The 24,521-nt window shown below is 62.0% G+C and carries 17 protein-coding genes and 1 other RNA gene; 9 read left to right on the top strand and 9 right to left on the bottom strand.

The window, feature by feature from the left end; translation table 11 throughout:
* Positions 1-10: 10 nt before the first annotated feature.
* Positions 11-781, top strand: coding sequence for a substrate-binding periplasmic protein (locus tag BLP82_RS08505; protein ID WP_092166666.1), 771 nt, complete (start codon positions 11-13; stop codon positions 779-781).
* Here BLP82_RS08505 and BLP82_RS08510 read toward each other — a convergent pair.
* Positions 727-2,475 (bottom strand): putative bifunctional diguanylate cyclase/phosphodiesterase, encoded by a 1,749-nt coding sequence (locus BLP82_RS08510; RefSeq protein ID WP_092166667.1) that lies wholly within the window; start codon positions 2,473-2,475, stop codon positions 727-729. The genes BLP82_RS08505 and BLP82_RS08510 overlap by 55 nt on opposite strands.
* A 338-nt stretch (positions 2,476-2,813) precedes the next feature.
* Here BLP82_RS08510 and BLP82_RS08515 point away from each other — a divergent pair, with 338 nt between their 5' ends.
* Both BLP82_RS08515 and BLP82_RS08520 read left to right on the top strand, forming a co-directional pair.
* Positions 2,814-3,128 (top strand): helix-turn-helix domain-containing protein, encoded by a 315-nt coding sequence (locus tag BLP82_RS08515; RefSeq protein WP_053120652.1) that lies wholly within the window; start codon positions 2,814-2,816, stop codon positions 3,126-3,128.
* Positions 3,129-3,325: 197 nt separating this feature from the next.
* Complete coding sequence (locus BLP82_RS08520) at positions 3,326-3,832, top strand: DUF4823 domain-containing protein (RefSeq protein WP_092166668.1); 507 nt, start codon at positions 3,326-3,328, stop codon at positions 3,830-3,832.
* Between the two features lie 181 nt (positions 3,833-4,013).
* Here BLP82_RS08520 and ffs read toward each other — a convergent pair.
* The 6 genes from ffs to BLP82_RS08550 form a co-directional block, all read right to left on the bottom strand.
* An RNA gene (ffs, locus tag BLP82_RS08525) (signal recognition particle sRNA small type) lies at positions 4,014-4,110 on the bottom strand.
* A 247-nt stretch (positions 4,111-4,357) separates the two neighbouring features.
* Positions 4,358-5,518, bottom strand: coding sequence for a zinc-binding metallopeptidase family protein (locus tag BLP82_RS08530; RefSeq protein ID WP_092166669.1), 1,161 nt, complete (start codon positions 5,516-5,518; stop codon positions 4,358-4,360).
* Between the two features lie 100 nt (positions 5,519-5,618).
* Positions 5,619-7,982: an NAD-dependent DNA ligase LigA gene (ligA, locus tag BLP82_RS08535; RefSeq protein ID WP_092166670.1), complete on the bottom strand. Its 2,364-nt coding sequence runs from the start codon at positions 7,980-7,982 to the stop codon at positions 5,619-5,621.
* Between the two features lie 173 nt (positions 7,983-8,155).
* On the bottom strand, positions 8,156-9,001 hold the full coding sequence (gene zipA, locus BLP82_RS08540) for a cell division protein ZipA (protein WP_092166671.1): 846 nt from the start codon (positions 8,999-9,001) through the stop codon (positions 8,156-8,158).
* A 210-nt stretch (positions 9,002-9,211) separates the two neighbouring features.
* On the bottom strand, positions 9,212-12,700 hold the full coding sequence (gene smc / locus BLP82_RS08545) for a chromosome segregation protein SMC (RefSeq protein WP_092166677.1): 3,489 nt from the start codon (positions 12,698-12,700) through the stop codon (positions 9,212-9,214).
* 1 nt (position 12,701) lies between these two features.
* Positions 12,702-13,361 carry a GntR family transcriptional regulator gene (locus BLP82_RS08550; protein ID WP_092166678.1) on the bottom strand — a complete coding sequence of 220 codons (660 nt, stop codon included), beginning with the start codon at positions 13,359-13,361 and terminating at the stop codon, positions 12,702-12,704.
* Between the two features lie 370 nt (positions 13,362-13,731).
* Here BLP82_RS08550 and xdhA point away from each other — a divergent pair, with 370 nt between their 5' ends.
* The 4 genes from xdhA (at position 13,732) to guaD (ending at position 19,867) form a co-directional block, all read left to right on the top strand.
* On the top strand, positions 13,732-15,186 hold the full coding sequence (xdhA, locus tag BLP82_RS08555; protein ID WP_092166679.1) for a xanthine dehydrogenase small subunit: 1,455 nt from the start codon (positions 13,732-13,734) through the stop codon (positions 15,184-15,186).
* Entirely contained in the window at positions 15,179-17,572 is a 2,394-nt protein-coding gene (gene xdhB, locus BLP82_RS08560; protein ID WP_092166680.1) for a xanthine dehydrogenase molybdopterin binding subunit, read from the top strand. The genes xdhA and xdhB overlap by 8 nt, the downstream gene beginning before the upstream one ends.
* A 128-nt stretch (positions 17,573-17,700) precedes the next feature.
* The gene (gene xdhC, locus BLP82_RS08565; RefSeq protein WP_092166681.1) at positions 17,701-18,543 is read left to right on the top strand and encodes a xanthine dehydrogenase accessory protein XdhC; all 843 of its coding nucleotides are present in this window, start codon (positions 17,701-17,703) and stop codon (positions 18,541-18,543) included.
* Between the two features lie 19 nt (positions 18,544-18,562).
* Positions 18,563-19,867 (top strand): guanine deaminase, encoded by a 1,305-nt coding sequence (guaD, locus tag BLP82_RS08570; protein ID WP_092166682.1) that lies wholly within the window; start codon positions 18,563-18,565, stop codon positions 19,865-19,867.
* Positions 19,868-20,007: 140 nt separating this feature from the next.
* On the opposite strand, the gene BLP82_RS08575 is transcribed toward guaD, so the two are convergent.
* A complete protein-coding gene (locus BLP82_RS08575; protein ID WP_003183531.1) occupies positions 20,008-20,772 on the bottom strand; it encodes a GntR family transcriptional regulator in 765 nt (254 codons plus the stop codon).
* A 261-nt stretch (positions 20,773-21,033) separates the two neighbouring features.
* Between BLP82_RS08575 and BLP82_RS08580 the strand changes: the two genes are divergently transcribed.
* Complete coding sequence (locus BLP82_RS08580) at positions 21,034-22,224, top strand: benzoate/H(+) symporter BenE family transporter (RefSeq protein ID WP_092166683.1); 1,191 nt, start codon at positions 21,034-21,036, stop codon at positions 22,222-22,224.
* A 117-nt stretch (positions 22,225-22,341) separates the two neighbouring features.
* On the opposite strand, the gene BLP82_RS08585 is transcribed toward BLP82_RS08580, so the two are convergent.
* Positions 22,342-22,686, bottom strand: coding sequence for a YggL family protein (locus tag BLP82_RS08585; protein WP_060738453.1), 345 nt, complete (start codon positions 22,684-22,686; stop codon positions 22,342-22,344).
* Between the two features lie 232 nt (positions 22,687-22,918).
* Here BLP82_RS08585 and dacB point away from each other — a divergent pair, with 232 nt between their 5' ends.
* On the top strand, positions 22,919-24,385 hold the full coding sequence (gene dacB, locus BLP82_RS08590; protein ID WP_060738454.1) for a D-alanyl-D-alanine carboxypeptidase/D-alanyl-D-alanine endopeptidase: 1,467 nt from the start codon (positions 22,919-22,921) through the stop codon (positions 24,383-24,385).
* The last annotated feature ends 136 nt before the right edge of the window (positions 24,386-24,521 follow it).

The raw sequence follows: 24,521 nt of genomic DNA on the forward strand, positions 1-24,521 counted from the left end.
AGGAGAGTTTATGCGCTCAGCCATGGGGGCTTTGCTGTTGTTGAGTACCGGTTGTCTTGCCGAGGAAGGCCCCTTGCGTTTCGCCATTACCGACGGCTGGGCGATGCCCATGGTGCAGATCGAACGAGGCCGCCCGACCCAGGGCATCATTCCCGACATCATGACCAGCCTGGCGACCCAGGTAGGAAGGCCCGCGCAATTCCACGTCCTCTCCCGCGCCCGGCTCGACGGCGCCATGAAACACGGCGAGATCGACATACGTTGCTATGTCAGCCCTGACTGGGTGAAAGACAACAGTGATTATCTGTGGAGCATCCCGTTGTTTTTCCAACGTGACCTGCTTGTCGCCACGACAAGCGCATCAGCGACGGTAACGCCGACTACGCTGCCCCCCCAACCCATCGGCACGGTGCTCGGCTATAACTACCCGACCTTACAACCCTTGTTCGACGCCGGCCAACTGCGCCGCGACGATGCCCGCAGCCAGGAACAAGTGCTGGCGAAACTGCTGGCCGGGCGTTATCGCTATGGGATCAGTAACCAATGGGCGCTGGACTGGTTCAATCAACGTCATACCGCTGATCGCCAAGTCCATGAGGTGGGTGTCCTGCAGGAGCAACTATTGAGCTGTTATGTGCGCAATGATCCGCACATTCCCGCACAACGCATCCTGAGGACATTGCTGAACATGAAGACGTCCGGAGAAATCGACGCGATCATCCAGCTCTACACCGGTCGCAGTGAAGCATCGCGGGCAGAAAGCGAGGCGTCCTCGCCCTGATCGCCTGGCCGCTGCTGCCATTGCGACGGCGGGACGAACCCCTGCACCCAGCCGGGTATCTGTGCGGGCGGCATGGGCCGGGCGATGAAATAACCTTGTGCCACCTCGCAGCCCAGGCTCAGCAGTAGTTGGCCATGCTCCAGGCTGTCCAGCCCTTCGGCGACCACCTCGCGGCCAAACGCCCGAGCCAGACCGATCACCGCTTCGGTCAGCGCCAGGTCGTCACGGTCATCGAGAATGTCGCGCACGAAGGTCTTGTCGATCTTGATGGTTTGCGTGCGCAGGTGCTTGAGGTCATTGAGCGAACAGTAGCCAGTGCCGAAACCGCCCAGGGAAAACCCCACGCCCAGCGCCTGGCATGCCTGGAGGCAGGCGCTGACGTGGGCCAGGTTCTCCACGGCGACGGACTCGACAATCTGCAGATCCAACAGCCGTGGCGGCACCGCCGAATGCCGCTCCAACACCTGTCGCAACCGCTCGACAAAATCCGCCCGCTGGAAATGCCGCGCCGAGATATTGATGCTCACCGGCCAGCCCTGCCCCGCTTGCTGCCACCGTTGCAACTGGGTCAAGACCTGTTCCATGACCCACTCGCCGATCTCGACGATCAGGTCTGTCTCCTCCACCAGGGGCAAGAATTCCCGAGGCGGCACCAGGCCACGTTGCGGATGCTTCCAGCGCAGCAACGCCTCCAGGCCGACCACGGTGCCATGACGCATATTGACCTTGGGCTGGAAATGCAGCCGCAGTTCGTTATCGGCCAGTGCCTGGCGGACCCGCTCGACTGTCTGGTAAGTGGCCCGCACCTCCTTGTCCCGGGACACATCGAACAAGTGGAAACGATTGCGACCGCTTTGTTTAGCCACGTACATCGCCTGGTCGGCGTGACGCAACAAGGTCTCGGCGTCTTCGTTGTCCCACGGGAACAACGTGACGCCAATACTGGCGAAAACCTTGATGTCCTTGCCGACAATGGCATACGGCATCGAGACGGCGATCAACACCCGGTTCAACGCGGCATGCAGCTCTTCCATCCCACGCACATGGCGCAGCACCAGCACAAACTCGTCCCCGCCCAGCCGCGCCACCACGTCCTCGCCACGCACAATGCTGCGCAGGCGCCTGGCGACCTCCACCAACAATCGATCACCGCTGGCGTGACCATAGCCGTCATTGACCGCCTTGAAGCCATCAAGGTCGAGCATGCACACCGCCAGGGGCAAGTTTTCCGCTCGGGAAAACTCCAGGGCCTGGTCCAGCAGATCCGACAGATAAGTACGATTGGGCAGACCGGTCAGCACATCGTGACCGACCCGCCATTGCAATGAATGCAGCAGGCGACGCTTTTCGCTGACATCGAAGCGAATCGCCAGGTAACGCTCGATCTGGCCTGTCTGGTCGTCGATCACCGGCACCAGGGTGGTGTCGACCCAGTGCAGCGTACCGTCCTTGGCCCGGTTGCAGATTTCCCCTTTCCAGACCTGGCCCAGGGCAATGGTGCGCCACATGGCGCTGAAGAACTCGCCAGGGTGCTGGCCGGAATTGAGCAGGCGATGGTTCGCGCCCAGCAGCTCATCGCGCCGGTAACCGAAAAGACTGCAGAATTGATCGTTGACGTAGGTGATGCGCCCGCTCAGATCGGTCTCGGAAAAAATCGCGGCGGCGTCAACGGCCCTGCGGTACTTCTTATCCATCGAAGCAGTCATCCATGAGTCAGGCTCATTTGTCGCGCGCGGTTGCACCGCCTTCAAGACAGGCGAAAATCAACTAGGCTCAAACACTCTGAGAGAAGCTGGAGCGCGGGTCCTGGCGATGCCAAGGGAGCGCTTCAGCCCTTGCCTTGTATCGTGGCAAGAACACAAGGCCCGGCCCCCGCGCGCACCTCGGCTTCGAAAAGCAGGTCACCAAATACCCGTGCCAAAGGCCGATTCTACGAAACACATCACACTTTGCAAAGCAAGGTGATGGATCAAGCGGTTGCCTAATGCGAAAATCTATCGTTAAGTTCTTGATTCTAAATGGGAATTAAGCGATGCAAATTTCGAGTTTGGGTCCGGCCATCAGACGCTACCGCAAAGTAGCGGGGCTTACTCAGGCTGAACTTGGCGAAAAAACCGGTTTTGACCCTAAAACCATCAGCCGCTTCGAAACCGGCACCTACACCCCCAGCGTCGAAGCCTTGTTCCTGCTTGCCAATGTGCTGGATGTGCAACTGAAAGCCTTTTTTGCCGACATGGCCGATGAGGACGAACAGCGGGCGTACCTGTTCGGTGTCATACACAAAGCCACCCCGAAGGACCTGGGAAAGCTGATCGCAGCCGTGGACCAGGCCTTGTCCAAGCCTTGACACAGTGAAAGAGCAGCCTGGCCTGTCGAGGCGAGACAGGCCAGGCTTCTCTTTGCTCGCCTGTCTTATTCCGAGGATGACGCACGACATAATGTCACGTTGACAGCGCTTGCCACGAACCCGGACTATCGACGCGCTGATTCCTGCGTCCCGATGACGCTCACCGACTCGTCGACAACAAAATCCCAGGGGATTCCGTGCATAAACTTTCGATCATTCTGGTCTCGATACTCGCCACCGGCTGCACCGCCAAATACGCGCAACAAGACGTACTCCCCAACCCGGGAAAACTTGATCGACAAATGCCCGTCACCATCGCCATACCGGTCGACGGCCGCTACGAAACAACACCCTACCCTGCCTCCGGCGATATGACAGCCGCCGCTGTCAAGACGGCTTTCTCCTATTACACCAACCGTGTGACGGTAGTGGGCGCGTGCCGTGAATTGAGCTGCCTGAGACAGAACAGCCCCTCGGGCTATTACGTCATCCCGGAAATCCTGCATTGGGAAGAACGCGCCACGGAATGGTCGGGCATCCCCGACAAGATTGAAGTGAAACTCGCTATTTACGGCCCGACTGGCGCACAGCCGCTGGGATCTGCGATCTTGTCCGGTAAAAGCAAATGGGCGACTTTCGGCGGGGATCATCCACAGGATCTTTTGCAAGAGCCGATTGCTGAGTACGTGAAGGCTCAGTACTGACCCCAGGGCCCGGTCCTGTCGATGCACAGGACCGGCCGGCTTGTTGACGTTGACGCCCGATAGCCCTGTCCGGCCAAAGCCTGGGCAGCGGAAAGGACCGATCGGTATCGATCAGCAAAACAACCAGAAATTTTGAATTTGGCAAACCTTGCGAATGAAGGCTTGGGCGTTATGGAGGCAACCCCACCAGCCACACCCCGGCACACAATGTTCCCGCTGTGGCTGCTTCCTTCCGGATCTGACCAGGTTCACGGGTAATCGTTGCGGGGGGACCGATGGGGTCACCATAACGACGCCCGCCTGACGGCGAGCCGCGCCATTGTACCTATCTGGCAAGAAGTTACAACCGTTCGCGGCGGATTAAAAAACTGAAGATGTTCAAGCACTTGCTATGGAACAAAGCGTGTCTGCGATGAAGTCGACACATCCGGCATGATTGCAAGCTGACCTGTCGCTATCGCGAGCAAGCTCGCTCCCACAGGGGATCTGCGCTTCAACAGGGTTGCAAGCTGCCTCCACAGAAAACTACAACAACACCTCATCCGCCCGACCGCCCTCTTCCTGGATCACCAGATGGATGAAATGCAGTTTGGTGATCACCGCCGCCGGTACGACGAACGGGTAGAAATCCGGCTGGCCCATGCTGCGGGACAACTCGTTGAGCATGCCGGCCAGTTCGATCCAGGCGTTGACGAACGAGAGGAAAGCCGCGCCGCCTGCGTGTTCGGCGTCGTACAAGGTCTCGGGCAGGAACGGCTGGTAGTCGAAATCCATCTCCCGGGCACTCATGCCGAAGCCCAGGGCCGTGTCCACCGCGTCCATCATGTGCAGGTAATGGGCCCAGGTTTCCGCCCAATCTTCCCAAGGGTGCATGGTGGCGTAGGCGCTGACGTAGCGGGTTTGCCAATCCTGCGGCGCGCCTTGTTGGTAGTGACGCTCCAGAGCATCGGCGTAGCTGGCGCGCTCGTCGCCAAACAACTCGCGAAACGCCTCGAGCCAGTGGCTGTTGGCAATCAGCCGATCCCAGTAGTAATGCCCCACCTCATGACGAAAATGCCCGAGCAAAGTGCGATACGGCTCGCGCATCTGCTGGCGCACGTACTCACGATGGGCATCGTCCGCTTCTTTGATATCGAGGGTGATCAATCCGCTGGCATGCCCCGTGGTCGGAGGCGTGCCATCGGGGTCGACGCCGATGAAATCGAACGCCAGGCCGATGTTTTCGTCGACGGTTTTCGGGATGACCGGCAAGCCGAGAGTGATCAGTTGCGCCACCAGCCGACGCTTGGCGATCTCGACCTTGCACCAGCGCTCAGGGTTTTCCGGAATCGACAGGTCGGGGATAGTGCGGTTCAGGCTGCAGGCGATGCACAGGGTATCGCGCCCATTGTCCGGCAGTAGCCAATTGCAGGCCGCCGGGGTGTCGAGGTTGGCGCAACGGCGGAACAGCCCGGCTTGCGGATCGGCATCCAGCGTCCAGGTGTCGGGCTGCTCAGCGGGCTGCAAGGACGACAGGCGACTCTGCTCGGGCTGATACCCCAGGGCCGCCAGGCAGGCCAGGCATTGGCTGTTGCGAAAGAACAACGACTGGCCGCAACGACACGGCCAGACCTTGCTGTTTCGTGACCGATCGCCCAGGAACGGCGCGGCGATGCGTGAACTCAGTTGTTCGAAGAAGCGGTACATGGCGATCTCTCCCTGGAGCCTGCAAGACTAGATCATGCTCCGTGTCGGATCGTTCCCCCGCACTGCGTCACAACACCGAATAAACCGTGGCGAGGAACCTTCACGATTGAACCGTGATGCCATGCTGACTCAAAAAAGCCACGAACGCCGCTTCGTCGAGCACCTTGAGCCCCAGCTCATTGGCCTTGGTCAATTTCGAACCCGCCCCCGGCCCGGCCACCACGCAATGGGTTTTCGCCGACACGGAACCGGCGACCTTGGCCCCCAGACTCTCCAGCTTGTCCTTGGCAACGTCACGACTCATCAGCTCCAGCGAACCGGTCAGCACCCAGGTGTGCCCGGCCTCGGGCAAGCCTTCGACGACTTTCTTCTCGCTTTGCCAGTGCATACCGAAGTCGCGCAACTGCTGTTGCGCCGCTTCGGCCTGCTGACGGTTGGCGGCGATGGCGAAGAACTCCCGTACGGCGTTGGCCTGCTTTTCCGGCAGCGCCTGGCGCATGTCCAGCCAATCGGCGTTCATCACCCCTTCGAGCGAGCCGAACTTGTCCGCCAGTTTCTGCGCCCCACCCGGCCCTACCGAAGGAATGTGCAACTTGTCGAGAAAGCCACCCAGGGTGGTGCTGGCGGAAAACTCGGCACCCAACTCGCCCTGGTCCTGGATCTCGAGGCCATGGCGCAGCAGATCCTTGATCACCTGGCGGTTGTGCGGGTCTTCAAAGAAGCTGTGGATCTCGTGGGCGACTTCCAGGCCGACGTCCGGCAAGTACGTGAGCACCTGAGGCAAGGCCGCCTGCACGCGCTCCAGCGAACCGAGGGAGCGAGCCAGGACCTTGGCGGTCTCCTCGCCCACGTCCGGGATGCCAAGGGCATAGATGAAACGCGCCAGGCTCGGCTTTTTGCTGTCGACGATGGCGGCCAACAGGTTCTTGCTCGACAGTTCGGCGAAGCCTTCCAGGTCGACCACCTGCTCGAAGGTCAAGGCATACAGATCGGCAGGCGATCCCACCAGCCCCTCATCCACCAGTTGCTCGACGCTCTTCTCGCCCAGGCCCTCGATGTCCATGGCCCGACGCGAGACGAAGTGAATGATCGCCTGCTTGAGCTGCGCGCCACAGGCCAGGCGACCGACGCAGCGGTACACCGCACCTTCACTGATGGTTTCACGGCCCTTGCTGCGCTTGATCAATTGCGTGCGCTCAACGTGGGAGCCACAGACGGGACATTGCTGGGGCACCTCCACCGGGCGGGCGTTTTCCGGACGGCGCTCGGTGACGACCTGCACCACCTGCGGGATCACATCCCCGGCGCGGCGGATGATCACGGTGTCACCGATCATCACCCCCAGGCGCGCCACTTCGTCCATGTTATGCAGGGTGGCGTTGGCCACGGTCACGCCGGCGACTTTCACCGGCTTGAGGCGGGCCACCGGAGTCACCGCGCCCGTGCGGCCGACTTGGAACTCGACGTCCAGCAACTCGGTGAGCTCTTCAGTAGCGGGAAACTTGTGGGCGATGGCCCAACGCGGTTCCCGGGCGCGGAAACCGAGCTCGCGCTGGGAGGCGATGCTGTTGACCTTGAACACCACGCCGTCGATCTCGTAGGGCAACGCGTTGCGCCGCTCGCCGATGTCACGGTAGTAATCCAGGCATTCATCGATGCCGTGGGCCAGCTTCAACTCACGGCTGATGGGCAGGCCCCAGGCCTTGAGCTGCTTGAGGTTACCAATGTGGGTGTCGGCGATGTCCGACGCCACCTGCCCGATGCCGTAGCAACAGAACTCCAGGGGCCGATTGGCTGTGATCCTGGAATCGAGCTGACGCAGGCTGCCGGCCGCCGCGTTGCGCGGGTTGGCAAACGTCTTGCCGCCCACCTCCAGCTGCGTAGCGTTGAGACGCTCGAAGCCGGCCTTGGACATGTACACCTCGCCGCGCACTTCCAGCAGCGGTGGCCAGCCCGTGCCCTGCAACTTGAGGGGAATGTTGCGCACGGTGCGCACATTGACACTGATGTCCTCGCCCGTGGTGCCGTCACCGCGCGTGGCGCCGCGCACCAGCATGCCGTCCTCGTACAACAGGCTGACCGCCAGCCCATCGAGCTTCGGCTCGCAGCTGTACTCCACCGCCGCGCCACCGCCCAGCAAGTCGCCCATGGGCAGGTCGAGACCTTCCGTCACCCGCCGGTCGAACTCACGCATGGTGGTTTCGTCGAAGGCGTTGCCCAGGCTGAGCATCGGGATCTCGTGGCGCACCTGGCTGAACGCCGACAGCGCCACGCTGCCGACCCGTTGGGTCGGAGAGTCGCTGGTGACCAGTTCCGGATGCTGCTCTTCCAGGGCCTTGAGCTCGTGGAACAGGCGGTCGTACTCGGCATCGGGGATGCTCGGCTCATCGAGGACGTGATAGCGGTAGTTGTGCTGGTCCAACTCTGTGCGCAGCTGTTGGATGCGGGTTTCGACGGCGTTCATGGGTGTTCTCTCATAAAGCAAAAGAGCAGCCTGGGCTGCTCATTCTCAATACTTTGATCGCGTGTAGGAGCTGTAGGAGCTGACGAGTGCAACGAGGCTGCGATCTTTCCCCTGACACTTGAATCTCAAGATCGCAGCCTTCGGCAGCTCCTACAGGCCAGCGATCCTTGGCCTCAGCGCTTCTGGGTCAGCGCCCGGCGCTCGAATTCGACGATGCGCTGGCGGTAGTGCTCGATGGTCTGGGCGGTCAGCACACTGCGCTGGTCATCCTTCAGTTCACCATTGAGTTCCTGGGACAGCTTGCGAGCCGCGGCCACCATCACGTCGAAGGCCTGCTTGGGATGACGCGGGCCCGGCAGGCCGAGGAAGAAGCTCACCGCCGGCGTGCTGAAATGATCGATGTCGTCGAGGTCGAACACACCGGGCTTGACCGCGTTGGCCATGGAGAACAGCACCTCGCCGTTACCGGCCATGCTTTCGTGGCGGTGGAAAATGTCCATCTCGCCGAAACGCAGGCCGCTTTCCAGGATGTTCTGCAGCAACGCCGGGCCCTTGAAGCCGGCCGGGTCGCGGCAGATCACGCTGATCACCAGCACTTCTTCAGCCTGGGCCTGATCCTTGTCGGCGCTCGGAGTCTTGGTCTCATCCGGAAAGTCGCCGTCGCGACTGCTGAAGCTCGGCCCACCATCCAGGTCGAGGTTCAGGTTCAAATCACCCTGGGACGGCTCGCTGTTGCGCTTGCCGCGCTTGGAACCCGACTCCCGTGGCTCGCGGACAGGTGCGCTCATCGACGGCAAGTCGTGTTCGTCCAGTTGCGGTTCCTTGTGGGTGTCCAGCACCCGCGGCGGGCCCAGCAGTTCGGCGCTGTCATCCTCATCGGGCAGGTTCGACAGGCTGCGATCCAGGCGAAACTTCAATTTCCCCTTGCCGCCGCGCATGCGACGCCAGCCGTCGAAAAGAATACCGGCAATGACAATGATGCCGATGACGATCAGCCACTCGCGCAGACCGATTTCCATGTAATCCCGTGCCTCTATAAAAATGCTGAAAAATAAGGGGCTTAGCTATTTGCAAACCGCTTTAAAACGTGGCGCCAACTCTATGTTCTGAATGGCGTTTTGCCCACGCATACGAAAAATTGACATTAAACTAGCATGACCCGCAGCTACACGCTACAAGCGGCAAGCCACAAGCCCCCTCACTTGCAGCTTGCCGCTTGAGGCTCGCCGCTAGCTTTCCACCATGGCCATGGCCTCCTCCACATCCACCGCCACCAGTCGCGAACAGCCCGGCTCATGCATGGTCACCCCCATCAACTGATCGGCCATTTCCATAGCGATCTTGTTGTGGGTGATGTAGATGAACTGCACCGTTTCAGACATTTCCTTCACCAGCCGTGCGTAACGGCCTACGTTGGCGTCGTCCAGTGGCGCGTCGACCTCGTCGAGCATGCAGAACGGCGCCGGGTTCAATTTGAAAATGGCAAAGACCAGGGCCAGCGCGGTCAGCGCCTTTTCGCCACCGGAGAGCAAATGGATGGTGCTGTTCTTCTTGCCAGGAGGACGCGCCATGATTGTCACCCCTGTATCGAGTAAATCTTCGCCCGTCAGTTCCAAATAGGCGCTGCCGCCACCGAAAACTTTTGGAAAAAGGGCCTGCAAACCGCCGTTGATCTGATCAAAGGTATCCTTGAAGCGGTTGCGGGTTTCCTTGTCGATCTTGCGGATGACGTTTTCCAGGGTCTCCAGGGCTTCCACCAGGTCATCGTTCTGGGCGTCCAGGTAGCGCTTGCGCTCGGACTGCTGCTGGTACTCGTCGATGGCCGCCAGGTTGATTGCCCCCAGGCGCTGGATACGCTGGGCAATGCGCTCCAGTTCTTCCTCGGCGTCCTTTTCATTCGCCCCGGCCACCAGGGTGGCGAGCACGCCGTCGAGGTCGTAGCCGTCTTCCAGCAATTGGTCCTGCAAGGCCTTGCGCCGCACCGTCAGGGCTTGCCACTCCATGCGCTGCTGTTCCATCTGGCCGCGGATCAGTTGGGATTGCTGCTCGGCCTGGCTGCGGCGCTTCTCGGCATCACGCAGTTCGCGGTCGGCGTCCTCCAGGGCGATCTGTGCCGTCTTGAGCTCCTCGTCGACGCTCATGCGCTTGTCGAGCAACTCTTCGAGCTTCAGACGCAGCTCTTCCAAAGGTGCCTCGCCCTCCTCCAGATTGAGGCTCAACTGCTCGCGTTTTTCGGTCAGGCGCTCGGACTGCATTTCCAACCGTTCCAAGGCCTGGCGCGTGGAATCGTATTGCGCCTTGAGCGAGCCCAGGCGCACCGCCAACTGATGGGCGTGGTCCTTGTGCTGACGTGCTTCCTGGCGCACCCGATCCAAGCGCTCACGCAAGCTGTCACGCTGGGCCAGCAGCAGCTCACGCTGCTCGGTGTCCACTGCCATGGCATCGAGGGCTTCTTGCAGTTGCAAGCGCGCCTCGCCGATCTGTTCGTGCTCCAGCGCCCGCTGCTCGCCCAGTTCGGCGATTTCTTCTTCCAGGCGGGTGCGACGCAGCGCCAGTTGCTCGACCTTGGCCTTGCCGGCCGACAACTGCGCCTTGAGCTCGCCTTGCTGGCGCGCTTCATCCTGCAACAGTCGCCGCAGGTGTTCGCGGCCGTTTTCCTGTTGACGCTGTTGCGCCCGCAGGTTTTGCAATTCGCTTTCCAGGGCTTCGACACTGGCTTCGCGCTCTTCGCGTTCGGCGCCCAGGCGCTGGATTTCCTGGCCACGGGCGAGCATGCCGCTCTCGGCTTCGCTGGCCCGGCGCACCCGCAGGAAATGCCGGCCAACCCAATACCCGTCACGACTGATCAGGCTTTCGCCGGCCGCCAATTGCCCGCGCAGGGCCAAGGCCTGATCAAGGCTGTCCACCGGTTTGACCTGTCCCAGCCAGGGCGACAGGTCCACCTGGGCCTCGACCTTGTCCAGCAAGCTGCCGGGAATTCGCACCCCGTCGCCGGCCGGGCTGAGCAGGCGCAGATCGCCCTGGGTAAAGCCCGACAGGTCGAAGCCGCCGAAGTCGTCCACCAGCACCGCTTGCAGGTCGGCCCCCAGTACGGTTTCCACCGCCAGCTCCCAACCGGCATCGACCTTCAGGCCCTCGGCCAACCGCGGGCGTTCGGCAAGATGCTGCTCGCGCAGCCACTCGGCGGTGCCGGTGCCCGGGTCCAGCGCCGCTTGCTGCAAGGCCTCCAGCGAAGCCAGGCGCCCATTGAGCCGCTGCAACTCACCCTGGCCCTGCTGCTGGTTCTGCAAGGCCAATTGCAAGGCCTGGCGCAGTTGCTCAAGGCGTTCGACCTGGGCGTCTTCGCTGGCCTGCAAGTCTTCGAGGGTGGCTTCGCTGGTCGCCAGTTGTTCGCTCAGTTCCAGGATCGCTGCATCTTCCGGGTCCGCCGCGAGCAAGGCGCGCTCTTCGGACAGGCGGCGCTGGCGTTCGGCCAGGCGCTCCATACTGGTTTCCAACTGCTGGATGCGCGACTGCTGGACTTCAGCCTGGCGCCGCGGCTCGGCCGAGGCCAGGTTGAAACTGTCCCACTGCTCCTGCCAGCCATGCATGGTCAGTTCGGCTTCTTCCAGGGCCGCGGCGGCCTCTTCGGCGGCGGCACTGGTGATTTCCTGCTCCGGCGTGAGCCTGTCCAGCTCTTCGCCAAGGGTCAACAGCAGCGTGCGGTCGTGGCCCAGGTGCGATTCGGTTTCCAGGCGCGCCCGCTCGGCTTCCTTCAAATCATCCTGCAACTGCCGCAGCCGTTGCTGCCCATGCTGGATGCTCTGCTCGACCCGGGCGATGTCGCCCCCCACGGAATAGAAGCGTCCTTGCACCAGATTGAAGCGCTCGGACAGGTCATGATGACCGTCGCGCAAGCGCTCGATGGCGGCGTCCGCATTACGCTGCTCGGCCACCAAGGCTTCGAAGCTGACTTCCTGGTTGCCGATGATCGCTTCACGCTGGCCGACCTGCTCGTTCAACGCCTGCCAGCGCAGGGCCGAAAGCTGGGCCTTGAGCTGGCGCTCCTCGCCCTTGTATTCCTGGTACTTCTTGGCGGCCTCGGCCTGGCGGTGCAGACGTTCGAGCTGGCGTTCGAGCTCTTCGCGCAGGTCGGTCAGGCGCGCCAGGTTTTCATGGGTGCGACGAATGCGGTTTTCGGTCTCGCGCCGCCGCTCCTTGTATTTGGAGATCCCCGCAGCCTCTTCGATGAAGTTGCGCAAGTCCTCGGGCTTGGCTTCGATCAGCTTGGAGATCATGCCCTGTTCGATGATCGAGTAGCTGCGCGGGCCCAGGCCGGTACCGAGGAAAATATCGGTGATGTCGCGACGCCGGCACTTGGTGCCGTTGAGGAAATAGCTGTTCTGGCTGTCGCGGGTCACTTTGCGACGAATGGAAATTTCCGCATAAGCCGCATATTCGCCAACCAGGGTGCCGTCGGAGTTGTCGAACACCAGCTCGATGCTCGCCTGGCTAACCGGTTTGCGACTGGTGGAGCCGTTGAAGATGACGTCGGTCATCGACTCGCCGCGCAGGTTCTTGGCCGAGCTCTCGCCCATCACCCAGCGCACGGCGTCGATGATGTTCGACTTGCCGCAACCGTTGGGTCCGACCACCGCCGCCATGTTACTGGGGAAGTTCACCGTGGTCGGGTCGACGAAGGATTTGAACCCCGCCAACTTGATGCACTTGAGCCGCACGTCAGGCCGCCGTCAGGGCAGAAACCACCAGATCGCAACTGCGCTGGGCGTAGGCCGTGAGCACAATGCGGATCTGCGGCAGATCGCGGGCCAGCACAGCGGCGAGCAGGCGCTGGAACAGTTCGAGGAACTCGCCCATCTCAGCCTTGCGTTGTTCCAGGGCGAGAAAATAGGCACGGCTCATGGCCGGTTGCAGGTTCTCGACGGTTTCCTGCAAGTAAGGGTTGTTGGCGAACGGATACGCGGCGCGCATCACGCTGAAGCTTTCATCGACGAAGGTGCGGATGTCCTGGCGTGCAAACGCGTCCTTGAGACGCTGCTGGATGGCCACGAACGGCGCCATGTCGGCCTGTTCTTTCCAGCCATGGGCCACGGCGTTCCCCAGCAGGATGTACAGCTCGCTCATCAGCGCGCAGAGGCTGCGCACCTTGTGCTCGGTGAGTTCGGTGACGTGGGCACCACGGCGCGGCAGGATCGCGATCAAGTGGCGTCGTTCCAGGATCAGCAAGGCCTCGCGGACCGAGCCGCGGCTGACATTGAGCGCCAGCGTGACCTTCTGTTCCTGGATGCGCTCTCCCGGCTTCATTTCGCCGCGAATGATGCGTTCGGCGAGATGGTGGGCGATTTGCTCGGCGAGGCTGTCCGGGGCCTTGAACGTCATGGTTGTCCTTCAAACTCTTCGATCTGCACAAGCGGCGCAGTGTAGCGCACTCGATACGTCATGGCGCAGGGCCTGCAGCGGGTTTTTGGCACGATATAAGCAAAAAAGTTTGAGCTCTTCATCCTGAACCAGACCTGTGGGAGCGAGCTTGCTCGCGATGGCGGCGCACCAGCCGATGAACGCATCGACAGACCCGGCGCTATCGCGAGCAAGCTCGCTCCCACAATGGGTCCATACTGACCAAACACGGCAGTTGATCGACTAAACAAATTTTCCTGACCTTTAAGTCAGAAAATCATTGACCGAAAAGTCAGACCTGATAAATTCAGGCCCATGTCGATACAACAATAATGAGTCTGCGAGGCCTTCCGTGATCCAGTTTTTACTCAACCAGGAACTCCGTAGCGAGCACGCCCTGGACCCGAACCTGACCGTGCTCAACTATTTGCGCGAACATGTTGGCAAACCGGGCACCAAAGAAGGCTGCGCCAGCGGCGACTGTGGTGCATGCACTGTGGTGGTGGGCGAATTGGAAACGGACGCGAATGGCCGCGAACGTATTCGCTATCGCAGCCTCAATTCGTGCCTGACCTTCGTCTCGTCCCTGCACGGCAAGCAACTGATCAGCGTCGAAGACCTCAAGCACCAGGGCCAACTGCACAGCGTCCAGCAGGCGATGGTCGATTGCCACGGTTCGCAGTGCGGTTTCTGCACGCCAGGCTTCGTCATGTCGCTGTTCGCCCTGCAAAAAAACAGCGAGCAGCCCGACGCCCACAAAGCCCACGAAGCCCTGGCCGGCAACCTGTGCCGCTGCACCGGCTATCGGCCGATCCTGGCCGCCGCCGAGCAGGCCTGCTGCGGCCAGCAACCGGACCAGTTCGACGCCCGTGAGGCCGAGACCATCGCTCGCCTCAAAGCCATCGCACCGACCGAGACAGGCGAGCTCAACAGCGGCGACAAACGCTGCCTGGTACCGCTGACCGTGGCCGACCTGGCCGATCTCTACGACGCCTACCCCCAGGCGCGCCTGCTGGCCGGCGGCACGGACCTGGCCCTGGAGGTCACGCAATTTCACCGCCCCCTGCCGGTGATGATCTACGTGGGCAACGTCGCCGAACTCAAGCGCATCGAGCGTTTCGACGATCGCCTGGAGATCGGCGCCGCCACCGCCCTCTCCGATTGCTACGAAGCCCTGAAAGCCGAATACCCGGACTTTGGCGAACTGCTGCAACGCTTCGCCTCGCTGCAGATCCGCAACCAGGGCACCCTGGGCGGCAACATCGGCAACGCCTCGCCGATTGGCGACTCGCCGCCCCTGCTGATCGCCCTGGGCGCGCAAATCGTGCTGTGCAAGGGCCAGACCCGTCGCACACTGGCCCTGGAGGACTATTTCATCGACTACCGGGTCACTGCGCGCCAGGAAAGCGAATTCATCGAGAAGATCATCGTGCCCCGGGCCAGTGCCGAACAGGCGTTCCGCGCCTATAAGGTGTCCAAGCGCCTGGACGATGATATTTCCGCGGTGTGCGCGGCGTTCAACCTGCGCATCGACAACGGCGTGGTCCGCGACGCCCGCGTCGCCTTCGGCGGCATGGCCGCCACACCCAAGCGCGCCAAGCATTGTGAAGCGGCATTGATCGGTGCGCCGTGGACCGACAGCACCGTCGAACGCGCCTGCGCTGCCCTGGCCGAGGACTTCACGCCGCTGTCGGATTTCCGCGCCAGCAAGGAATACCGCCTGCTCAGCGCCCGCAACCTGTTGCGCAAATACTTCATCGAACTGCAAACGCCGCACATCGAGACTCGGGTGACCGCTTATGTCTAACCATCACGCCGTAGAGAAGACCCAAGCCGAACTGGCCGAGCTGTTCGCCCGCGACCTGACCACTGGCGTAGGCCGCAGCGTCAAGCATGACAGCGCCGCCAAGCATGTGTCCGGCGAAGCGCAGTACATTGATGACCGCCTGGAATTCCCGAACCAGTTGCACGTCTACGCCCGGCTGTCGGACCGCGCCCACGCCCGGATCATCCGCATCGATACCGCGCCCTGCTACGCCTTCGAAGGCGTGCGCATCGCCATTACCCATGCCGACATTCCGGGGCTGAAGGACATCGGCCCGCTGCTGCCCGGCGACCCGCTGCTGGCCATCGATGACGTGCAGTTCGTCGGCCAACCGGTGCTCGCCGTCGCCGCCAAAGACCTGGAAACCGCCCGCAAGGCGGCGATGGCGGCCATCGTCGAATACGAAGACCTGGAACCGGTGCTGGATGTGGTCGAAGCCCTGCGCAAGCGGCATTTCGTACTCGACAGCCACACCCACCAACGTGGCGATTCGGCCACGGCTCTGGCGAGCGCCGAACATCGCCTCCAGGGGTCGCTGCACATCGGCGGCCAGGAACACTTTTACCTGGAAACCCAGATTTCCTCGGTGATGCCCACCGAGGACGGCGGCATGATCGTCTACTGCTCGACCCAGAACCCCACCGAAGTGCAGAAGCTGGTGGCCGAAGTACTGGGCGTGCCGATGAACAAAGTCGTGGTGGACATGCGCCGCATGGGCGGCGGCTTTGGCGGCAAGGAAACCCAGGCCGCCAGCCCGGCGTGCCTGTGCGCGGTCGTCGCGCACCTCACCGGGCAGCCGACCAAGATGCGCCTGCCCCGGGTCGAAGACATGCTGATGACCGGCAAGCGCCACCCCTTCTACATCGAATACGACGTGGGTTTCGACAGCCGCGGGCGCTTGCACGGCATCGCCCTGGAACTGGCCGGCAACTGCGGTTGCTCGCCGGACCTGTCGGCCTCCATCGTCGACCGGGCGATGTTCCATGCCGACAACGCCTACTACCTGGGCGATGCCACCATCAACGGCCACCGCTGCAAGACCAACACCGCGTCGAACACCGCCTACCGTGGTTTCGGCGGGCCCCAAGGCATGGTCGCCATCGAAGAGGTGATGGATGCCATCGCCCGGCACCTGGGCCTGGATCCGCTGGCGGTGCGCAAGGCCAACTACTATGGCAAGACCGAACGCAACGTCACCCACTACTACCAGACCGTCGAGCACAACATGCTCGAGGAAATGACCGCCGAGCTTGAAGAAAGCAGCCAGTACGCCGAGCGCCGCGAGGCGATCCGCCGCTACAACGCCAACAGCCCGATCCTGAAAAAAGGCCTGGCGCTGACCCCGGTGAAATTCGGCATTTCGTTCACCGCCAGTTTCCTCAACCAGGCCGGCGCCTTGATCCACGTCTATACCGACGGCAGCATCCACCTCAACCATGGCGGCACCGAAATGGGCCAGGGCCTGAACACCAAGGTCGCCCAGGTGGTGGCCGAGGTGTTCCAGGTGGAAATGGACCGCGTGCAGATCACCGCGACCAACACCGACAAAGTGCCGAACACCTCGCCCACCGCGGCCTCCAGCGGCGCCGACCTGAACGGCAAGGCCGCGCAGAATGCCGCCGAAACCATCAAGCGACGCCTGGTGGAGTTCGCCGCGCGGCAGTACAAGGTCAGCGAAGAAGACGTGGCATTCCACAACGGCCATGTGCGGGTGCGCGATCACATCCTGAGCTTCGAGGCGCTGGTGCAGCAGGCGTATTTCGCCCAGGTCTCGCTGTCGAGCACCGGCTTCTACAAGACCCCGAAAATCTACTACGACCGCAGCCAGGCCCGTGGCCGGCCGTTCTACTACTACGCCTATGGCGCGGCCTGTGCCGAGGTGATCGTCGATACCCTCACCGGCGAGTACAAGATGTTGCGCACCGACATCCTCCACGACGTCGGCGCCTCGCTGAACCCGGCCATCGACATCGGCCAGGTCGAGGGTGGTTTCATCCAGGGCATGGGCTGGCTGACCATGGAAGAACTGGTGTGGAACGACAAGGGCAAGCTGATGACCAATGGCCCGGCCAGCTACAAGATTCCCGCCGTGGCCGACATGCCCCTGGACCTGCGGGTCAAGCTGGTGGAAAACCGCAAGAACCCTGAAGACACGGTGTTCCATTCCAAGGCCGTGGGCGAACCACCGTTCATGCTCGGCATCGCCGCGTGGTGCGCCATCAAGGACGCCGTGGCGAGCCTGGGGGATTACCGGCATCAACCGAAAATCGATGCACCGGCGACACCGGAGCGGGTGTTGTGGGGGTGTGAGCAGATGCGGGGGTTGAAGGCCGTGAAAGCTGAGGAAGCTGAGTCCGAAGCCGTTTGATGATCGTTCCCACGCTCTGCGTGGGAATGCAGCCCCCGACGCTCTGCGTCGAAGTTTGAAGAGCGGACGCAGAGCGTCCAAAGATGCATTCCCACGCAGAGCGTGGGAACGATCAGTCGAGGTGAATTATGTACAACTGGATCAGCGCCCTCGCCGACCTGCAAACCCGCGGCGAACCCTGCGTTCTGGTGACGATCATCGAGGAACTCGGCTCCACGCCGCGTAACGCCGGTTCGAAAATGGTCATCAGCGCCAGCCAGATCTTCGACACCATCGGTGGCGGGCACTTGGAATACAAAGCCATGGAGATCGCCCGGCAAATGCTTGCCAGCGGCCAGCAAGGCACGCATCTGGAGCGCTTCAGTCTTGGTGCCAGCCTGGGCCAGTGCTGCGGCGGCGTGACCGTATTGCTATTCGAACCCATGGGCCAGGTGCAAGCGCAGATCGCCGTATTCGGCGCCGGCCATGTCGGCCGCGCCCTGGTGCCACTGCTGGCGAGCCTGCCCTGCAAGGTACGCTGGATCGATTCGCGGGAGGCGGAATTCCCCGAACACTTGCCCCACGGCGTACGCAAGATCGTCACCGAAGAGCCCCTGGATGAAATCGACGAATTGCCCGCCGGCAGCTACTGCATCGTCATGACCCACAACCATCAGCTCGACCTGGAACTGAGCGCCGCGATCCTCAAGCGCAACGACTTCGCCTACTTCGGCCTGATCGGCTCGAAGACCAAACGGGTCAAGTTCGAACATCGCCTGCGCGATCGTGGTTTCAACAGCACCACCTTGCAACGCATGCGTTGCCCGATGGGCATCGGCGAAGTCAAAGGCAAGTTGCCTGTGGAAATCGCCATCTCCATCGCCGGCGAAATCATCGCCACCTATAACGCCGATTTCGGCCAGCACACCGTGCGCGCCGAACCGATTGCCAAGCTGCTGCCGGCCTCGCGCCGCAGCCAGGCGAACCGTTGAACACTCCTTGAGAATTCCCATGCCCCTGACACGCAAAGCCTACCGCGCCGCCCTGCTCCACAGCCTCGCCGATCCGGCCGAAGTAGGTATCGAAGCGTCCTACGAATATTTCGAAGACGGTTTGCTGGTAGTGGAGAACGGCCAGATCAGCGCCATCGGCCACGCCCATGACCTGCTGCCGACCCTGGCGGCGGATATCGAAATCGCCCATTACCCGGACGCGCTGATCACCCCAGGTTTGATCGACACCCACATCCACCTGCCGCAAACCGGCATGGTCGGCGCCTATGGCGAGCAACTGTTGGACTGGCTCAACACCTACACCTTCCCCTGCGAAAGCCAGTTCGCCGACAAGGCCCACGCCGACGCGGTGGCGGATATTTTCGTCAAGGAATTGCTGCGCAACGGCACCACCACCGCGCTGGTGTTCGGCAGCGTGCATCCGCAGTCGGTGAACGCGTTTTTCGAAGTAGCCCAGAAGCTCGACCTGCGGATGATCGCCGGCAAGGTGATGATGGACCGCAACGCCCCGGACTACCTGACCGACACCGCCGAATCCAGTTACACCCAGAGCAAGGCGCTGATCGAGCGCTGGCACGGCAAGGGTCGCCTGCACTACGCCGTGACCCCACGCTTTGCGCCCACCAGCACCCCGGAACAACTGGCCCTGGCCGGTCAATTGCTGGGGGAATACCCCGACTTGTACATGCAGACCCACATCAGTGAGAACCTGCAGGAAGTGCAATGGGTCAAGGAACTGTTCCCGGAGCGCAAGGGTTACCTGGACGTATACGATCACTACCAGCTGCTCGGCGAGCGCTCGGTGTTCGCCCACGGCGTGCACCTGTGCGACGACGAATGCGCGCGCCTGGCCGAGACCGGCTCGGCCATCGCCTTCTGCCCGACCTCGAACTTTTTCCTCGGCAGCGGCCTGTTCAACCTGCCGATGGCCGAGAAGCACAAGGTGAACGTAGGGTTGGGCACAGACGTCGGTGGCGGCACCAGTTTTTCGCTGCTGCACACCCTGAACGAAGCCTACAAGGTGATGCAGTTGCAGGGCGCGCGGCTGAGCCCGTTCAAGTCGCTGTACCTGGCCACCCTCGGCGGCGCCCGGGCCCTGCGCCTGGAGGACAAGATCGGCACGTTGCAGCCGGGGACGGACGCGGATTTCCTGGTTTTGGACTACAACGCCACGCCGCTGCTGAGCTATCGCCTGAAGCAGGCCAAGGACATTGCCGAGCGGTTGTTCGTGTTGATGACGCTGGGGGATGACCGGACAGTGGCGCAGACTTATGCGGCCGGCAGGTTGGTGCATCAGCGGTAGATTTTTATTGGCTGTTGATCGTTCCCACGCTCTGCGTGGGAATGCCTCAACGGACGCTCTGCGTTCGGCTTTTGGGACGCGGAGCGTCCCGGGCTGCGTTCCCACGCAGAGCGTGGGAACGATCAGGCTGATTCAACCCATCAAAGCTTAGCGGTCGACCGCCCCGGTTTCTTGCTCTGCAACAAATGCGAGAACACCGCATGCAAGTCATCCGACGCGCTTTCTTCGTCGAGGTTGAGTTTGCTGTCGATGTGGTCCATGTGATGCATCATCAGGTCCACCGCCAACGTCGCATCGCGCGCCTCGATGGCGTCGATCAACTGAGTGTGTTCGTCGTAGGAACAGTGGGAGCGGTTGCCGCTTTCGTACTGGGCGATGATCAGCGACGTCTGGGACACGAGGCTGCGCTGGAAACTGATCAGCGGGGCGTTCTTCGCCGCTTCGGCCAGCTTGAGGTGGAACTCGCCAGACAAACGGATGCCGGCGCCGCGGTCGCCACGGGAAAAACTGTCGCGCTCATCGCTGACCATCTGCCGCAGCTCAGCCAGTTGTTCGGCCGTGGCATGCTGCACCGCCAGTTCGGTGATCGCCCGCTCCACCAGGCGCCGGGCCATGAACACCTGGCGGGCCTCCTCGACACTCGGGCTCGCCACGACGGCACCGCGATTGGGCCGCAGCAACACCACGCCTTCGTGGGCCAGGCGTGACAATGCCCGGCGGATGATCGTGCGGCTGACCCCGAAAATCTCCCCCAGCGCCTCTTCGCTCAACTTGGTACCGGGCGCCAGGCGTTGTTCGAGGATGGCCTCGAAGATATGCGCATAGACAATATCGTCCTGGGTTCCGCTGCGGCCGGCTTTACCAGCTCGCGGTTGTTTCTTGAGGGGCTGCAACTGTTCGTTCATGGGCACTCGAGTCGGGAGAACTGCGGCGAATTGACCGTGACTGTAATACGGCACAGCGGGTCGCTGGCAAGTATCACGTAAAAAACAGCTCGATTGTACACAACCTCTGATGGCAACACGACTGTACGGCTGTTTGCGGGCATGGCTGTATTGCAATCGGCAGTTGGGTTGAGTTTAGGCTTAAACCCACCATTCTGTGACACCTGTGGGAGCAAGGCTTGCTCCCACACGCATAACCTATAACAAGGAACATCACCCACCATGACCGAAGTCACGACCAAGCCACTTCGTCCATTAGCCGATACCTCACCTTCGGCCATCGTCGCCGGGTTCATCGCGATGATGACCGGCTACACCAGTTCCCTAGTGCTGATGTTCCAGGCCGGACAGGCAGCGGGGCTGACCAGCGGGCAGATTTCCTCGTGGATCTGGGCGATTTCCATTGGCATGGCCGTGTGCTCCATCGGACTGTCGCTGCGTTATCGCACGCCGATCACCATCGCCTGGTCGACCCCTGGCGCGGCGCTGTTGATCACCAGCCTGGGCGGCGTGAGTTATGGCGAGGCCATCGGCGCCTATATTACCTGCGCAGTCCTGGTAACGATCTGCGGCCTGACCGGCAGTTTCGAGCGCCTGGTCAAGCGCATTCCGGCCTCGCTGGCGGCGGCGTTGCTGGCGGGCATCCTGTTCAAGATCGGCAGCGAGATCTTCGTCGCCACCCAGCATCGCACCGGCCTGGTGCTGGGGATGTTTTTCACCTACTTGATCGTCAAGCGCCTGTCGCCTCGCTACGCGGTATTGGCGGCATTGGTGATCGGCACGGCACTGTCGGGCCTGCTGGGGCTGCTGGACTTCAGCGGCTTTGCCCTGGAAATCGCAACGCCGGTGTGGACCACGCCGAACTTCTCCCTGGCGGCCACCATCAGCATCGGCATTCCGTTGTTCGTGGTGGCGATGACCTCGCAGAACATGCCCGGCATCGCCGTGCTGCGGGCCGACGGCTACAACGTGCCGGCCTCGCCACTGATCACCAGCACCGGCATTGCCTCGCTGCTGCTGGCGCCGTTCGGCTCCCATGGCATCAACCTGGCCGCCATCAGCGCAGCCATCTGCACCGGCCCCCACGCCCACGAAGATCGCAGCAAGCGCTACACGGCGGCGGTCTGGTGCGGGGTTTTCTACGGGATTGCCGGGGTGTTCGGCGCGACGCTGGCCGCATTGTTCGCGGCGCTGCCCAAGGAACTGGTGCTGTCCATCGCGGCCTTGGCGCTGTTCGGCTCGATCATCAATGGCTTGAGCGTCGCCATGAGCGAAGTGAAGGAACGGGAAGCAGCGCTGATCACCTTCATGGTCACGGCGTCGGGGCTGACGCTGTTCTCCATCGGTTCGGCGTTCTGGGGGATTGTGGCGGGGGTGTTGACCCTGGTGATTCTGAACTGGCGTAGCGCCTAAAAAAAGATCGCAGCCTTCGGCAGCTCCTACATTGGAATGCGTACATCCTGCAGGAGCTGCCGAAGGCTGCGATCTTTTTGATCGGCAACCCGAAGAACGGGCTGCCGATTCAGACCATCAAGCGACCGGATTGATCGGCTTTTCCGGGTACCAGACGTCCATCAGCGGGCTGACTTCCACGCTGGTCAGCTCAGGACGGGCCTTGAGCCAGGCTTCAACGGCAGCGCGCTGCGCTTCGGTGACCGAGCCACGCTTCTGCAGGCAAACCAGACCGTAGTCGTCGCCGCCGACGTAGCCCAGACCGTTGGCTTCCATGGCTTCTTTCAGGAAAGCGTCGAGGAAAGCGTCAATAGCCTCATCGGCCAGATCTTCTTTGAAATCCAGGTTCAGTTCGAAACCCAGCTCTTGAAATTCATCCACGCACAGTTTTTTGCGCAGACGCTGGGAACGGTTAGTCGCCATTGGAACAATCCTCATAAGTAATAACGGCCGGCACTTTACCAGTTTGATGCGTCGATTGCCCGACTGATCGGGCGTATCGGCCTACCGTCGGTAAAAAATAGCAGCCGAAGGGCTCAGGCACGGCCCAAGCCGTTGCGGCTTGGGGCATAATGCCGACACTTTCATGACCGTTGAGGACGTTCATTTTCATGTCCTCGTTTTTTCCCCCCTCGCCCGCAGGGTTCTATTTCAAATGATCAAATCTTTGCGTCCACTGCTTCTGGCCAGCCTTCTTCTTCCCCTGGCCCTCCCTGTCACCGCCCACGCCGCCACGATCAACACTGCCCTGTCACCCAATGTGCAAAAGGCCCTCAAGGCCAGCAAACTGCAGGATGACGCCCTGTCCCTGGTGATGGTGCCGCTCAATGGCCCCGGCACTCCGACCCTGTACAACGCCGACGTTTCGGTCAACCCCGCTTCCACCATGAAACTGGTGACCACCTACGCGGCCCTGGAAATGCTCGGCCCCAATCACCAGTGGAAAACCGAGTTCTACACCGACGGCACCCTCAGCGGCGGGATTCTCAACGGCAACCTGTACCTCAAGGGCGGCGGCGATCCCAAGCTGAACATGGAAAAACTCTGGCTGCTGATGCGCGACCTGCGCGCCAACGGCGTGCAGCAGATCACCGGCGACCTGGTCCTGGACCGCAGCTTCTTCATCCAGCCGCAACTGCCCGAGTTCAACGACGACGGCAACGACGAAAACAAGCCGTTCCTGGTCAAGCCCGACTCCCTGCTGGTCAACCTCAAGGCCCTGCGCTTCGTCGCGCGCAATGACGGCGGCCGGGTGCTGGTGTCGGTGGAACCGCCGATTGCCAGCATTCGCATCGAAAACCAGGTCAAGGCGGTCAATTCCAAGCAATGCGCCGGCGGCGTGCGCTACAACCCGGTGCCACAGGCGGACGGCAGCGTGACGGTGACCGTCGGCGGCCAGCTCGGTGACGGTTGCAGCTCCCAGACCTACCTGTCGCTGCTGGACCATGCCACCTACACCGCTGGCGCCGTGCGGGCGATCTGGAAGGAACTGGGCGGCAGCATCCAGGGCAAGGACCGCCTGGCCGCGACCCCGAGCAACGCCAAGGTGCTGGCCCGGGCGTTCTCCCCGGACCTGGCGGAGATCATCCGCGACATCAACAAATACAGTAACAACACCATGGCCCAGCAGTTGTTCCTGAGCCTCGGCGCGCAGTTCCGTAACGAAGCCGATGGTGATGACGCCAAGGCGGCGCAACGGGTGGTGCGCCAGTGGCTGGCCAAGAAAGGCATCACCGCGCCGCACCTGGTGATGGAGAACGGCTCCGGCCTGTCCCGCGCCGAACGGGTCAGCGCCCGGGAAATGGCGGCAATGCTGCAAGCCGCCTGGCGCAGCCCGTATTCGGCGGAGTTCATCAGCTCGATGCCGATTGCCGGCACCGACGGCACCATGCGCAAACGCCTGAAGACCACTGCCATGGCGGGCGAGGCCCACGTCAAGACCGGGACCCTGAACACCGTCCGCGCCATCGCCGGCTACAGCCGCGACATCAATGGCAACACTTGGGCGGTGGTGGCGATCCTCAACGATCCGAAGCCATGGGGCGCTTCATCGGTGCTGGACCAGGTGCTGCTGGACCTGTACCGCCAGCCGAAACTGCCGCAGACGGCTTCGGTGCTCTGACCCAGCGCACAGCCCAATGTGGGAGCGAGCTTGCTCGCGATTCGGTCGGCCAGTTGATAGGGATGTGACTGACCTGGCGCTATCGCGAGCAAGCTCGCTCCCACAGGGGATTTGTGTCCACTGAAGGTCAAGTGTG

The sequence above is a fragment of the Pseudomonas sp. NFACC37-1 genome (assembly GCF_900101575.1).
In the GTDB taxonomy this organism is placed as follows: Bacteria; Pseudomonadota; Gammaproteobacteria; order Pseudomonadales; family Pseudomonadaceae; genus Aquipseudomonas; species Aquipseudomonas fluorescens_AA.